Origin of the sequence: Pseudomonas asiatica (assembly GCF_009932335.1) — a bacterium.
In the GTDB taxonomy this organism is placed as follows: Bacteria; Pseudomonadota; Gammaproteobacteria; order Pseudomonadales; family Pseudomonadaceae; genus Aquipseudomonas; species Aquipseudomonas asiatica.
This window is the reverse complement of the sequence record NZ_BLJF01000003.1, coordinates 373,036-387,371: the sequence shown is the minus strand read 5'-3', so window position 1 is coordinate 387,371 and position 14,336 is coordinate 373,036. Positions and strand designations below refer to the sequence as shown.

At 56.9% G+C, this 14,336-nt stretch carries 8 protein-coding genes and 1 pseudogene; 5 read left to right on the top strand and 4 right to left on the bottom strand.

Annotated elements, in window-relative coordinates:
* The first annotated feature begins 16 nt into the window (after window positions 1–16).
* The gene (locus GYA95_RS24335) at window positions 17–454 is read left to right on the top strand and encodes a hypothetical protein (RefSeq protein ID WP_029380251.1); all 438 of its coding nucleotides are present in this window, start codon (window positions 17–19) and stop codon (window positions 452–454) included.
* A gap of 233 nt (window positions 455–687) precedes the next feature.
* On the opposite strand, the gene GYA95_RS24330 is transcribed toward GYA95_RS24335, so the two are convergent.
* Window positions 688–2,118: a DUF2971 domain-containing protein gene (locus GYA95_RS24330; RefSeq protein WP_080578091.1), complete on the bottom strand. Its 1,431-nt coding sequence runs from the start codon at window positions 2,116–2,118 to the stop codon at window positions 688–690.
* Between the two features lie 519 nt (window positions 2,119–2,637).
* Here GYA95_RS24330 and GYA95_RS24325 point away from each other — a divergent pair.
* From GYA95_RS24325 to GYA95_RS24315, 3 genes and pseudogenes are all read left to right on the top strand, one after another.
* Entirely contained in the window at window positions 2,638–3,657 is a 1,020-nt protein-coding gene (locus tag GYA95_RS24325) for a hypothetical protein (RefSeq protein ID WP_016712650.1), read from the top strand.
* A gap of 381 nt (window positions 3,658–4,038) precedes the next feature.
* Window positions 4,039–6,090: a hypothetical protein gene (locus GYA95_RS24320; RefSeq protein ID WP_161551514.1), complete on the top strand. Its 2,052-nt coding sequence runs from the start codon at window positions 4,039–4,041 to the stop codon at window positions 6,088–6,090.
* Window positions 6,091–6,306: 216 nt separating this feature from the next.
* Window positions 6,307–6,762: pseudogene (locus tag GYA95_RS24315) on the top strand (magnesium chelatase subunit ChlI family protein); the annotation flags it as partial.
* A gap of 209 nt (window positions 6,763–6,971) precedes the next feature.
* Here GYA95_RS24315 and GYA95_RS24310 read toward each other — a convergent pair.
* Window positions 6,972–7,340, bottom strand: coding sequence for a response regulator transcription factor (locus GYA95_RS24310; protein WP_015272300.1), 369 nt, complete (start codon window positions 7,338–7,340; stop codon window positions 6,972–6,974).
* The gene (locus GYA95_RS24305; protein ID WP_015272301.1) at window positions 7,337–8,329 is read right to left on the bottom strand and encodes a response regulator; all 993 of its coding nucleotides are present in this window, start codon (window positions 8,327–8,329) and stop codon (window positions 7,337–7,339) included. Before GYA95_RS24305 ends, GYA95_RS24310 begins: the two co-directional genes overlap by 4 nt.
* 238 nt (window positions 8,330–8,567) lie before the next feature.
* Here GYA95_RS24305 and GYA95_RS24300 point away from each other — a divergent pair, with 238 nt between their 5' ends.
* A complete protein-coding gene (locus tag GYA95_RS24300; RefSeq protein WP_015272302.1) occupies window positions 8,568–13,616 on the top strand; it encodes a trifunctional serine/threonine-protein kinase/ATP-binding protein/sensor histidine kinase in 5,049 nt (1,682 codons plus the stop codon).
* A gap of 54 nt (window positions 13,617–13,670) precedes the next feature.
* Here GYA95_RS24300 and ycaC read toward each other — a convergent pair whose 3' ends face one another.
* On the bottom strand, window positions 13,671–14,297 hold the full coding sequence (ycaC, locus tag GYA95_RS24295) for an isochorismate family cysteine hydrolase YcaC (RefSeq protein WP_004375560.1): 627 nt from the start codon (window positions 14,295–14,297) through the stop codon (window positions 13,671–13,673).
* Between the last annotated feature and the right edge of the window lie 39 nt (window positions 14,298–14,336).

The window sequence follows — 14,336 nt, the reverse complement described above, 5'->3', positions numbered from 1 at the left end:
GTAGAGAGCGTCTTGGATGTCATCAAAAATTCCTAATTCACCTCGCGGCGGGCGTGCCGAGACAGCATTCCGTGAGGCTTTTGACAGGCTCAAGCGGGGTAAACCGAACCTATTACCTAAAGGAACGCGGGTTACTCAAAATAACGTGGCCAGGGAGGCGGGTTTAGATCCATCGGCTTTGAAAAAAGCCAGGTTTCCCACACTTGTTGAGGAGATCCAGTATTGGATCAACCAGTACGGTGATGAGCAACCCCGCTCTCCATCACAATCAATTTACGCTCAGCGCAATCGCAATAGGACGCTACGGGAGCAAATTGAGGCACTCAAAAGCCAACGGGATAATGCCCTGGCTCTGCTAGTGGAGGCTGACTCAAAAATCCTTGAACTCACGATGGAAAATCAACGGCTCCAAGCAACAAAGCCAAAAAGCAACATTTCCAAGTTAGGCAGGTAAGCCGAGACTTTCTCACCCATTTGCATTTCGGCATGACCAGATATTTCCGACGGATTTGATCATCTGACGTGCTCGCATCTCCACACACATTATTGTCAGCGGGTGAAAGTTCGCCGGGGTTGAAATCGGAAAGGGAATGGAAGCTCGAAGGGTGAGAGGTTTTCAAATCTTGTTTTCTTCGAGCTTCGATGGGATCGCTCTGAGCAGTCACCGTTTCAGATGGTGCTCGGTGCTCAGTCCCTATGAGTTCTAACACCTTGTTTACTAACGTGAGCAATAGGCCGATAACGAATGGCATCCGTGGATGAATCATAGAACGATTGGTAAAATGTGAATTCTTCGCGACCTCTTATCTTACACATCCTTTCTACCATTTCTAAAAGCTTATACTTATCTGAATCCGCTGTTTTTATCCCAAATATAATTCCGTCCAGGTCATCAAAGCTATAACGAAGCTTCCTATCTTCTTCGTTAAGATAGGAGTTAAACTGAGACTTTAGAATAAGCCTGTACTCCTGTTCATTCGACCAGTGCCTTGTTTTCACTGTAAGGCTTTTAAAATTGTCCCTGTGGTAATTATCACGCCATTGTGAATGATTCTCGAAGACATCTGATTTTCTCGAGCTTACATTTCCATTTTTATCGGTATACCATTTATCTATAACTTCCTGTGCACCATATGCAGCTAGGCTACAAAAAAAATCAAGATTAGGGCTCTTTTCTGTATAAGATACTTTAGTGAAATGAAATTTGGTTTGAGTCCACCACTTTATGCCCTGTTTTAATCCGGGTTTCATAAGCGAGATCCCTGGCTGCCCTTCCTCATTGTTTACTTTAAATTTTAGACAAACGCCTTGGTGGTTATTGCCATATGTACCCCAGATTGCCGAGTTCTCACAATTCTCCATAAAACAGCTTACGAACCATTCAGAGGTTGTGAGCCTGATCCTGGATGTCAAAAACTCTTCTGGAAAATCTATGCAAAGCCGTGTCCAATTTTTGGATTCGCCTATTTTAGATCTAGCATAACCTTTTACCAAGTCATCACTTCTTAAAAATGCCAGCGCAGAACTATCGAATTCAACGTTTAACAGCTCGTCACCTAGCCCTTCTAGATAATCTAGAAGGTTGGTTGAAACTGCTAGCAACTCTTCATGCGAAGCGCCATTTATACCGAAGCCTTTTTCAACAAGCTTGTAGGAAACTAACACTTCAGAAATAATATGCATTGCGAAGTATTGAATCGATCGCAGGTGCAGTATTAGCTCGTGTTGATTTACTTCCCGCCCCTTAAAAGCCAAAACTGCGATATGTCTTTTTACATTTGGCGAGTCAAAAAATCTCGATACAAGACCGGCGATCTCTTTGTAATTTTCAGGTGGTACTGCTTGAATGTCATAATTTGGAAATATCGGAAAATCTAAATTTTCAAACTCCCCAGTAAAATATTGAGTATTTCGAATGAGTAAGCAGTCCATGAAGTGCTGGAAGAAATTCTCCCATACGACCGAATCCCCTTTCCATACGATCTCCCGATGTCCTTCCAGTGGGTCGTTGAGCTTTTCCGGTGGCGAGAAGTAGATATAGCACCCTTCCAGCTCGCTTTCTCTGGTACCGCCAAGCAGGCTACTGACAGGGCGAAACCTATAAAGATGATTGAGCACTGCCGTCCCTCCGTGTCTGTTTGAGCTTCTATTTTCACCATGATGGGCATCTGCGCTTAGATCTTCCCGTGAATGCAAGTCACACTGGCAAGATTACGTCAGTTAACGATCGCTTCGGTCCGTTTTTTGCTGATCATGGTCAAAATGTGTGCATGGCAAATCCGGTGGTATCGATGGTGAGCACGAATGCAGAAGACAGGTCCGGTCAGGGCGGCTCAACGGCTTACTCCTGCGCATGGCATCTACCCTGTTGTCGAGCGTCTTAACGGGCTGCTTCAGTTCTGCCAACGCTTTCAGCTACCGTAACGGCTTGAGCCTTGAACTCATCAGTGTAGTTACGGCGAGTGCTCGGGTACATGGCAGTCTCCAACATAGCGATCTAAGTATCGCTTCTTGGCGTTCGTTGTCATGGGACAGGTCCTTTTTCACTCCCATAACAACTGGCCTGTAAACTACTTTTTTTACTTGTAAACCACTATGGTTTACAGTGAAAAAAAGTAGTTTACACGAAGCCAGGACATGCCTGATTTACAAGACGAAGCTAAGACCTACATCGAGTCCGCTCTAGGTGTAAAAGCGCACCTAACGCCGATGCCCCTTCGCGTCCCCTACTCCATCCGGGATAGCTACAAGACCTACGAATTGAGAATGCGGATGGGTAAAAACTCGGCGTTCAATATGATGCTGCTGGTCTCGCGTGATGAGGTTGCTTATCCAGGCATCGTGAGCCTGCAGAAGCACATCGAGCTCGTGCACAAGGTCACCAACCAGGTAGTAGTCTACGTCTGCAGATCATTGACGATTCAAGACCGCCGTAGCCTCATCACGCATCAAGTCAACTTCATCCAACCCAGCTTCCAGATGTTCATACCGGAAATGGCTCTGGACCTGCGCGAACGCTTCCGCCTGCGCCGAGAGCAAAGCGAGGTGGCCTCCCTGCTCCCTGCGGCCCAAGCCATGCTGCTCTCATGCCTGTATGCCGGCAAAACCGACGAAGCCTATTTCACGACAAACGCCCTCCTGGGCGACCTCAATTACAGCCGGGTAACACTCTCGAAGGCTGTGGAACAGCTGACCTCCCGTGAGGTGATTACCCCTGCAAAGAGCGAGCTTCACTGGAAGACCTATGCCTTCAACGGGACACCAGTTGAGGTGTTCCGAAAGGCCAAGCAATACCTACGGTCCCCCGTCAGACAGAAAATTGGCATAACCCGCAACACTCTCCCCATGGCGGCCGGTGTGTGTCTCGCAGGGGAAACTGCCCTGGCCAAATACACGATGTTGGCGGAGCCTAAGCAGGCCGTGTGGGGAATGACCAAGAAAGTGTTCAACGACATGCTGGCGCTTGATGCGTTCGAAGTCATAGATTCGTTGGACAGGATCGAGGAATGGGTAGAGATCTGGGCCTATCCGTCCCTCACCGAAAGACAATACATAGCAGATGCGGCATCGCTGTATCTGAGCCTGGAAGAAAACCCTGACGAACGCATTCAGATTGCATTAGATGAACTCAAGGAGCAAGTCAATTGGCTAGCGTGAAAGGCTTAAAGCGTACACTCGATAGTGTATTGTCTAAGATTAAAAACTTGAAAATTTGTTGCTACTAGACACAGGGGAACTGTCTTGCCTCCAATAATTCAAAACTTAGATCTAGCGAAGCGTATTTTTTTTGAGGAGCACGCTCGCTATCCGAAGTATAGAATTCAGTATTACGTACCCCATTTTAGGGCTGATTGCGAGTCAGCTTCATTTTTTATGGCGTATTGGCCAGGGATACTTTTCTCGGCTGAGTTGTTGGAGCTCTCTTTGATGTTGCCGTGCGACATTCGAGAGATCAAGTGTCAACGTAGACCTGTCGTGGTTTCAAGAGCTGCCGGAATAACATCATTCACAATCATACCTATAACGATCGAGTCTCTGGTGCGCGGCGCAGAAGTAATGAGTGCTGTTACGTATAAGTGTTTATTGTCGAATGATAGGACCTTCGAAGCTGCGCAAGAATTCATGAATGCGAAGGGGGATGGATGGCTGCATGTGTCATTGTCAGGTAAGGCTGATGCGGATATTAGGGATTTCAGCAACGATCGCTTTCTTAAATACATACTACATCGGACCGCTCAACTAAAAGAACGTGGGCAGGCTGATGAGATTTTTACTGATTCAATACATGATTTGCTTAGTCCTAAACGCCCACCCTGGAGCAGGCTGCAGTTTCCAGGGTATGCGCATGGTATAACCCGCCCTAACGAAATTATCGCTGCATCAATAGATTCAAAGATAAGCCTGGAAAAGAGGCTCGCAGTAAACCGAGTTGAGGAGTACGTGCCAGCAGTTGTGAAATCCTGTCGGGCAGTGCTAAGTCTGCGTAGAAAATTGGCAGCAGATGTGCCAGTTGAAAATGAGATTTGTTTGACGGTTGAGCCGATCCTTTGGCATCTGCACAGAGCTGATGTAGATAGAGAGTTATTTGATAAAGCTGATGAATGCAAAGAGGTTATAAGTGCACTTCGCAGGATGGTAAAATCAATAAAGAAACCTGGAGGCTACACAAAACTAAGCATTGCAGATAACGAAAAAGACCTGGTTGGCTTACTCAAAAACAAAACAATATCAGCTTTTTTGAAAGCTTATCAGATGGAGTTGCGAGCATTTGGAACCAGTCTGGCTTTGCTCAACGCCTCCGAACTCACTCCTGTACTTAGACTGGAATCTAGAATAAATAGTATTAAAGGTGACCTTGTAAATTTATCGGCTTGCGCTAGGGGCGGAAATCCCCATGTTAAATTCAAGTCAAGCAAGCTTGCGCAAAAAATTCAAACTACTATGAAGTCGTTAGTGTCATTGGAGCACCATAAATTAATCAACGATACCTTGCCGGAGTTCACAGGCGTGGTGCTCCTTGGAGATATTCCTCTTGAATGGCTGCCCCTCCGAGACTTACCGCTTACATTGAGGTGTGACGTGAGTCGGATCTCAGCCACCCCAGGCAACCTAAGTTTGCAGCAATGCCTAAGAAGTCAATATATCAATGTGGCTCAAGCAGATTTTGAGGAGGTTTTGATAGTTAGGTCTTTTCACGAGGGAGACAGAATTCGCACTGTGTTAGAGGATGCGATAAGCAAGTTGTCAAGCATGCACAAGGCTTTTCCGAAGTGTAAAATAGTAGATGTTGAGAGTGTTGAAGAATTTATTTTGGCGGTTAACAGCTTTAGCGGCGCCATGATGATATTCGATGGCCACGGAACTATTGCTGACAATACTGGAGTTGGGTCCATAGTTGTTGGTGGCGAAGCGATAGATGTGTGGAAGCTGCGAAACTCTATACGGATGCCACCCATAGTTCTGTTGAGCGCGTGTGATACCCTCCCTTTAGATGGAGGGCATGGCGCATCAGCGAACGGAATGCTGGCGCTGGGTGCGGTTACAGTATTAGGTACAGTTTTGCCAATTGACTCAGGTCGCGCAGCAGGATTTATCGGACGTCTATTATTAAGAGTTCAAGAGTACTTGCCAATAGTACTAAAGCGTTCCAGTTACTTGCCATGGCGCTCATTCATGAGCGGGATGCTTCGCATGACATATTGCACAGAGCTCATAATCTCACTTATTGAAGAAGCAAAAATAATTTCCCCCAAGGATTGGGCTGGAATCCAGGCCAAGGCTAATTTTGCCATTAACTCTCTGAATCCGGATTGGTTTGAGGTGATTGTAGATGAGGTGGCTGCGTGTTCTGGGCTTGAAAGAGGTGTCGTACGTGAAAAGTGTTTGTTCTGGGGCTCATTGGTTGATTCGTTGAAGTATATTCAACTAGGCCGTCCCGAGAAAATTCGACTTCGACCTCACAGCCTTGGAGATGTGATTTCCGCTATGCTGGCTGAAAAGTCTATCCCACAAAGCGTAGTTCCGATGATGGATTTTTACCCTGGCTTGTTCTTACACTCGGAACAATTTATTCCTCAGGACTTTAAATAAAGGTTAATTTTGACTCGAAGCGTAATATTTTTACAACTAGATGCTCCGCGCGGTCAAGTGGAGTGCAATTGCCCAGCCAATGACTAAATCCCATTGCCTATGGACATTTTCGAGTCTGATGTCCACGTTCATTCAAGATATCCATGGACACTTTATGTTCAGTCCAAACCGTTGGTTTAGGCCGCCTTCAGCGCTTGTCCATAGATATTATGTCGACCGTGCATGTGCGGCTATCTGGGCGACCCCACTGGCCGCTGCCGCTGCAGTACCGAGCAGATCGCGCGGTATCGCAACAAGCTGTCCGGGCCGTTGCTGGACCGTATCGACCTGCACCTGACCGTGGCCCGGGAGAGCACCACGCTGAACAACCAGCCCTGCGGCGAGACCAGTGCCGATGTGGCGGCCAAGGTAGCCGAGGCACGTGAACTGCAACAGCGGCGGCAAGGGTGTGCGAATGCGTTTCTCGACCTTGAGGGGTTGCGCCGCCATTGTGGCTTGGCAGCGGCGGACCAGGCCTGGCTGGAGGGGGCATGTGAACGGCTGACCCTGTCGTTGCGCGCGGCACACCGGTTGCTGAAGGTGGCGCGGACGCTGGCGGATCTGGAAGGTAGCCAGGCAATTGGCCGGGCGCATCTGGCCGAGGCCCTGCAGTACCGGCCGGGGAGCAGTTAGATTGCCGGGGCTGCCTTGCAGCCCATCGCCGGCAAGCCAGCTCCCACCCCGACCGCATCGGCCTCAAGCCATGCGCAGTCCCTGTAGGAGCGATGAGGCCAGTACAGGCAGTGCAAGACAGTTTCTCCCAAACCGAATACATCGGCCCAAAGCCTGCGCAGTACCTGTAGGAGCGGGCAAGCCCGCGAAGGGGCCGGGGCAGGAATACCTCACTGGCTGCCCACCAAAGCATCCTCAACCACCTTCAGCAGCACCTCTTCAGAAAATGGCTTGCCCAGGCAGACCAGCGCCCCAAGCGCCATCGCCGCCCGCACCGCCCCTTCATCCCAGTGCGCCGACATGCAGATCACCGGCAACCGCCACCCCAGCCTGGCCAGCTCGCGCTGCACCACCAGCCCGCTCATTCCGGGCATCCTCAGGTCGAGCAGCACACACCCCGCTTGCCGCGCCAGTGCCGAGGCCAGGAACAGGTCCCCGGCAGCAAAAGACAAGGTCTCGAAACCTGCCGAACGTAGCAGGTTGGCCAGGCTTTTGCGCACCGAAGCATCGTCGTCGACGATGCACACCGTGCTGCTCATGCGCCGCCCAGGCCCTCAGGCTGCGCCCCGATAACGTTGTGCATGGCCACCAGTTCAAGCAGCGAGCGGGACTGCATCTTGTTCATGATGTTTTTCTTGTGCACCTTGGTCGTCACCTCGCTGGTGCCGATCTGCCTGGCGATCTGCTTGTGCGACAGGCCACCGACCACCAGCGAGAACACCTGGCGCTCGCGCTGGGTCAGGCGCTGGTACTTTTCCTCGACCTGCCGCGCATGGTGCCACTTGCGCCCTTCGGCCACGGCACGCGTGCGCACCGCCTGCAACAGTGTCAGCAGCTGGTCTTCGTCGAACGGTTTGGTCAGGAACTCCACGGCCCCGGCACGCATGGCCTGGACGGTCATCGGGATGGTGCCGAAGCCGGTCATGAACACGATCGGCCAGGGCAGCGCAAGTCGGCGCAGCGCATCTTGGACTTCCAGGCCGCTGGTATCGGGCAGGTGCATGTCCAGCAACAGGCAGGCATAGGGGGTTTCCAGGCGGGCCTCGAACAACGCCTCGGCACTGGCGAACAAATGATGCGGAATGTCCTGCGAGCGCAGCAGGCGGCCCAACGCCGTGCGCACCGACGGGTCGTCATCCACCACCAGCACCGGCACGTTCAAGTGCTCATCGAACAACTCGACAGTTTCGGCCGCGGCGCACAGCGGCGATTTGCCCGCCGCCTTGCCAGGCAACTCGAGGCTGATCTCGGCGGCCAGGCGGTAGCCCCGGCGTGGCACGGTCTGGATCAGGCCACGGTCGCCAAAGGCCTTGCGCAGCAAGGACACCTGCACCTGCAGGTTGTTGTCCTCGACTACCGTGCCGGCCCACACCTGGCTGAACAGCTCGTCCTTGTCGACCACCCGCCCCTTGGCCTTGATCAGCGTCGCCAGCACTTCGAATGCCCGCCCCCCCAACAGGACAGGCTTACCGTCAACAAAGGCTTCGCGCCGCTCCAGCGACACCTGGGCATTACCTATTCGGATCATGGCTTCCTCGCGCGGGCACGGGCGTTTCCCAGCCCAGGGCAGCCTAGGCCAGGGTACGCCTTCAGACAATTATCCCGAGGGATAGGTTGGCCTGAGGACTATACAAAAGCCCGCCAGCCCCCAGGGGACGATAACGGACAACAGCGTACCCTTTCCTGCCAAGCAGCCTGCAGCCCGCATCCCTGCTGGGTCCGCTGCGTATACTCGTGCGTCAGGATGTCGCTAGCAGGGGTGCCTTATGCTCGATGAACGCCTTGCCCACAGGCCCATCGATTACGACCAGTCCGTCGACGAGGGGTGGCTGAACCGGTGCGACATCAACGCGCTGGGCCAGGAAGGTGAACTCAGTTACTTCCGCCTTCGCGATCCAGCCACCGACCAGGCATGGATCGCCGTGCGCGCCCCGCGCGAGGTCCCCGCCGCCTGCCAGCGCCTGGAACGTGACTACCGCCTGCAACTCGACCCGCAATGGGCGGTGATCCCCTCGGCGTTCGTGCGCTCGGCCGAAGGCCCCCTGCTGGTGTACCCGGCCGGCCGCTCCATCGCCGACCTTATCGCAGAGGGCCCTGCCGCCCTGACGCCGTTTCTCGAGATTGCGGTAAACGCGGCCACTGCCTTGGCCCAGGCCCACGAACGCAATGTGCTGCACGGCGCGCTGCAGCCCGAACATGTGTGCCTGCACACCAACCAGCGAGTGCGGCTTGGCTGCTTTCGCGCCGACCCGGCGGAGCTGATCAGCGAACAGGGCACCGCGCTCGGCAACTGGGCGTACCTGGCACCGGAACAGGTCTGCCCGCACGGCAGCAGCAGCGACCGACGCACCGACATCTATGCCCTGGGCGCGATCCTTTACCAGCTACTGCTGGGCGAATTGCCTCTGGCCGGGCGCGACACCCAGCACTGGCGCCAGCTGCATGCCGGCGTGCAGCCACGAGCGGCCTGCGAAGTGGACAGCAATGTGCCGCAACCTCTCAGCCGGATCCTGGCCAAGGCCTTGGCCAAAGAGCCGGACGCCCGCTACCAGAGTGCTCGCGCCCTGGCGGTGGACTTGGCCTATTGCCAGCGACAGTGGGCCGCCAGCAAGTCCATGGAGGCCTTCGAACCAGGCTGTGCCGACCCGATGACGCCCGACCGCGCACGCCTATATGGCCGCAGTGCCGAACAGAAGGCCATCGCCCTGCTGCTCAAGGCACAGCGCCGTAACAGCAAGCCACAAGCCCTGTTCATCAATGGGGCTACGGGCATGGGCAAGTCGAGCCTGGTCGAGGCAGCGCTCAGGGCCAACGCCCAGGGTTACTGGGCCACCGGCAAGTGCAACGGCGTTGCCCAGGCCGTGCCCTACGCGCCCTGGGTCGAAATTCTCGGCGCGCTGACCACCCAGTTGCTGGCCAAGAACAGCCGGGACCTCGACGCCTTGCGCTGCGAGATTCTGCGCCGTATCAAAGGCCACGGCCGGCTGCTCGGCAAGCTGGCACCAGACCTGCAACTGATCCTCGGCCCCTTGCCCGAGTTGCCGGCCAAGCCCACGCGTCTGGCGCTGCAGAAGGAGCTGCGGGCGATCGTCGAATTCCTGCAGGTATTCAGCCGCCCCGACCAGCCGCTGGTGCTGTTCTTCGATGACATGCATTGGGTCGACGACTCCAGCCAGCAACTGCTGGCGCAACTTCTGGCTCACTCGCCCGGCAACCTGTTGCTGATCTTCGCCCGGCGCAGTGATGCGCCAGCCAGCAGTACACCCCTTGCCCTGCCCGCAGCGTTGCGCAGCACCACGCTGAACCTGCGGCCCCTGGCGGTGAGCGCGGTGACCGAGTTGATCGGCGAGCGCTACCACGTCGGCCCCGAGGACGCATTGCAGGTGGCCGAACTGGTACACGACAAGACTGCGGGCAATCCGTTCTTCATCAATCAGATCCTCCGGGCCATGGTCGAGGACCAGCTGTTCACCTTCGATACCCAGGCCATGCGCTGGTCATGGTGCCTGCAGGCCGTGGCCCGCCACCGCTATTCCGACAATGTCGCCGACCTGATGATCCACCGCCTGGTGCGCCTGCCCGAGCCGCAGCGCGACCTGCTGCGGGTGGTCAGTGCGGCTGGCAGCCGCTGTGATGAACGCCTGCTTCACCAGGTACTCTCTCAAGCGCCCGGCGAGCCGTTGAAAGCCTTGATTGGCGCGGGTTTCCTGCAACCGGGCCAGAACGGCCTGGGCTTCGCCCATGAACGGGTGATGGAAGCTGCGTACGCTCTCACGCCAGCGCGCGCACGTGCCCAACTGCATGCACGTATTGCCCAGGCCATGCGCCAGGCCTGGCCGGGGCGCCTGCACGAGGTACTGTTCGAGCTTGCCAACCAGCTGCAACGCGCCAGCCCATGCGGGTTTGCAGCGGATGACTGCGAAGCTTTTCTGCAGCTTTTACGCGAGGCAGCAGCACGCGCACGCGATGGCGGCGCGTTCGAACAATCGGCTGGCTACCTGCACACGGCCGAGCAGTTGCTGCAACGCGGCGCAACGCTGGAAAGCCGCGCCACGCATGGCTTTGCCATCGCCTGCATGGCCACCGAGTGCGACATGCAACTGTCGCGAATGGTCGCGGCCGAGGCCCGCATCACTGAATGCCGCCTGCGCGCGCGCTCGGCGTTGGACCAGGCGCGGGTATGCCGCCTGCAGGCGCTGCTGTACACCTTGCGCGGCGACTATCAGGCGGCCATCGACAGCGCCATTTCCGGCCTGGACTTGCTGGGTATGAGCCCGGTGCGAGGTGTCGACTGGCAACAGGTCGAAGCCAGTCATGCCCATGTACAGACCTTGGTCGAACAGAAAGGCCGACACTGCCTGGAATCGCTGCAGCGCACCGATTCGGAGGAAGTGACAGTTGCCATCAGCCTGCTGGCCACCCTGTCGTCATCGTTTTTCGTGAAGGACGACATCTGCTTCCTGCACCTGGCCAAGCTCATGGAGCTGTCACTGCTGCACGGCGTCGCCCCGGGCAGCACCTACGGCATGGCCTGGTACGGGGTGATGATTGCCGAGCGCTTCGGCGCCTACCATGATGGCCACGCTTGCTGCCTGGCTGCGCTCAAGCTGATAGAGCGGCACGGTTTCGACGCTGACTTGACCAGCGCGCTGCTGGCCCTGGACCAGGTCAGCGCCTGGACCTCGCCCATGGAGTTCGCCCGCCGTACCGCACTGGATGCGGTCGACTCGGGGCGCCTGAGCGGCGACCTGGCGATGAGCTGCTATGCCTGCAACCACCTGGTTTCCGATTCGCTGTTCATGGGCCGCTACCTGCCGGACGTGGTGGAGGAACTGGCGCAAGGCCTGGCCACCGTGCGTCGCTACGGTTACCGCGACATCGAGCAGATCCTGCAGGCCCAGCAAGCGTTCGTCGCCAAATTGAGCGGCACGCCCTGCCCGGCCTCGGCCACAGCCTCGAAATCGCCTACCACGCGGTTCTTCCAGTACCTGATGGCCGGCATGTGCGACTTCTACCTGGGCAATATCCCGCAGGCCATGCGTAACCTGGCACTGGCCGGCGACAACACCTGGGCGGTACCGGCGCACATCAACCTGGCCGACTATCACCTGTTCCACGGCCTGGCCCTGGGCAGCCCCGAGGCCATTGGCAGCCTTGCCGACAAGCTGCGCGAGCTGCAGGCCCTGCGGGAGCGCTTCGGCCGCTGGGCCGGCTTCAACCCGGCCACCTTCCGCAACAAGCTGTTGCTGATCGAAGGCGTGATCGCCAAGCTCGAAGGCGACGGCCTGGCCGCCATCCGCTGCTTCGACCAGGCACAGATCGCCGCCACCGCAGCCGGTTTCATCCACGAGCAGGCGCTGGCCCACGAGCAGTTGGCCGAAGTATGTATCCCCAGCGGCCTGATCTCTGGCGCCAACCTGCACCTGCGCATCGCCCGCGACTGTTTCCATATCTGGGGCGCGACCGGCAAGGTGCACCAGCTGGAGGCGTTGCACCCGTTCCTGCGCACCCAGCCAATCCAGGAAAGCCAACGCGCAACCAACCAGGCCAAGCTCGACCTGGAAGCCGGCATCGAGGCAGCACGGGCGCTGTCCGAGGAAGTACTGCTCGAAGGCCTTATCGAAACCCTGATGGGCCACCTGACCCAGCATTCCGGGGCCGACCACGGTGCGCTGCTGATCGTCAGCGGTGCCGAATTCCAGATGGCTGCCCTCGCCTACATCGACGACGCCGGGCTGCACGTGAGCATGGACGACTGCCAGAAGTTCTTGACCCAGGCACCGCTGTCGATCATCAACGCCACCATGCGCACCAAGAAGCCCCTGGTGCTCAACGATGCCCAGAGCGATTGCCCCGAGGCCTTCCGCCAGCAGTTGCAGGCGCGCAAGGCCCGTTCGGTACTGTGCCTGCCGCTGGTGATCCAGGGCGTGCTGATCGGCCTGGTGTACCTGGAAAACCGCCTGGTACCGAACCTGTTCGGCAGCCAGCGCCTGGCCATGCTGGAAATCCTCGCCTCGCAGGCAGCGGTGTCGCTGCAAACCGCCAAGTTCTACACACGCCTGGCCGAAGACAACCAGACCCGCGCCCAGATGGAGGCCGAGTTGCGCCGCTCCCGCGCGGAGTTGGCGCGCACGGCGCACCTGCAGGTGATGAACGAGCTGTCCGCGTCCATCGCCCACGAGATCAGCCAGCCGCTGCTGGGCATAGCCTCCAACGCCGCTGCCAGCCTGCGCTGGTTGAAACGCGCCAAGCCCGACCTGGAAGAGGCGATTGCCGGCCTGGAAGATATACGCAACGACAGCGAACGGGCCGCCAACATCGTGCGTGCACTGCGCTCGCTGGCCAAGCAGTCGCCGATGCAGCTCAAGGTAGTAAAGCTGGACGAACTGATCCGCGAAGTGGTGCGCCTGACCTCGGCCGATGCCGCCAAGGGCACGGTGGATGTGCAGATGCGCTTGCAGGCGGGGGTGAGCGTGATGGCCGACCCGGTGCAGTTGCAGCAGTTGGTGTTCAACCTGATTACCAATGGCCTGGAGGCGCTGGCGGGGTATCGCAGCGATGGGGTGCTGCGGATTGCGTCGGCGGTGGTCGGGGATGGGGTGGAAATCTGCGTGGACGACAACGGGCCGGGGATTGCAGCGGATGAGCGCGAGCGAGTGTTCGATGCGTTTCATACCACCAAGATCGGTGGCATGGGGATGGGCTTGGCGATCTGCAACTCGGTGGTGCAGGCCCATGGTGGGCAGTTGCAGGCGCTGGTGTCAGAGCTGGGGGGGTGCCGGATTCGCCTCACTCTGCCTGTGAATCATTCTTAGCCTGCTCCGGCCTCTTCGCGGGCACGCCCGCGAAGGGGCCGGTACAGGTTTACATCAACGGGCGCTCAGGGCCGCATAGCTGTTCATCAGGTTGCGGTAGTTGGGAATGCGCTGCGACAGCAGGTTACCCAGCCCTTCGATGTCGTTGCGCCAGTCGCGGTGCAGCTCACAGGCCACCGAGAACCAGTTCATCATCTGTGCACCCGCCTGGGTCATGCGCACCCAGGCCGCCTGCTGCACGGTTTCGTTGAAGGTGCCCGAAGCATCGGTCACCACGAACACTTCAAAACCTTCCGCCAGCGCCGACAGGGTCGGGAACGCCACGCACACATCGGTCACCACGCCTGCGATGATCAGCTGCTTGCGGCCAGTGGCCTTGATCGCCTTGACGAAGTCTTCGTTGTCCCAGGCGTTGATCTGGCCAGGGCGGGCAATGTACGGCGCATCCGGGAACATCTCTTTCAGCTCGGGCACCAGCGGGCCGTTCGGGCCTTGCTCGAAGCTGGTGGTGAGGATGGTCGGCAGGCCGAAGAACTTGGCCAGGTCGCCCAGGGCCAGCACGTTGTTCTTGAACTCGTTGGGCGAGAAGTCCTGCACCAGCGAAATCAGGCCGGTCTGGTGGTCGACCAGCAGCACCACGGCGTCGTCTTTGTTCAGGCGCTTGTAATCGGGTTGGCTCATCGGGGTGACTCCTTGGGTTGGGAAAACAGGCCGGCACTG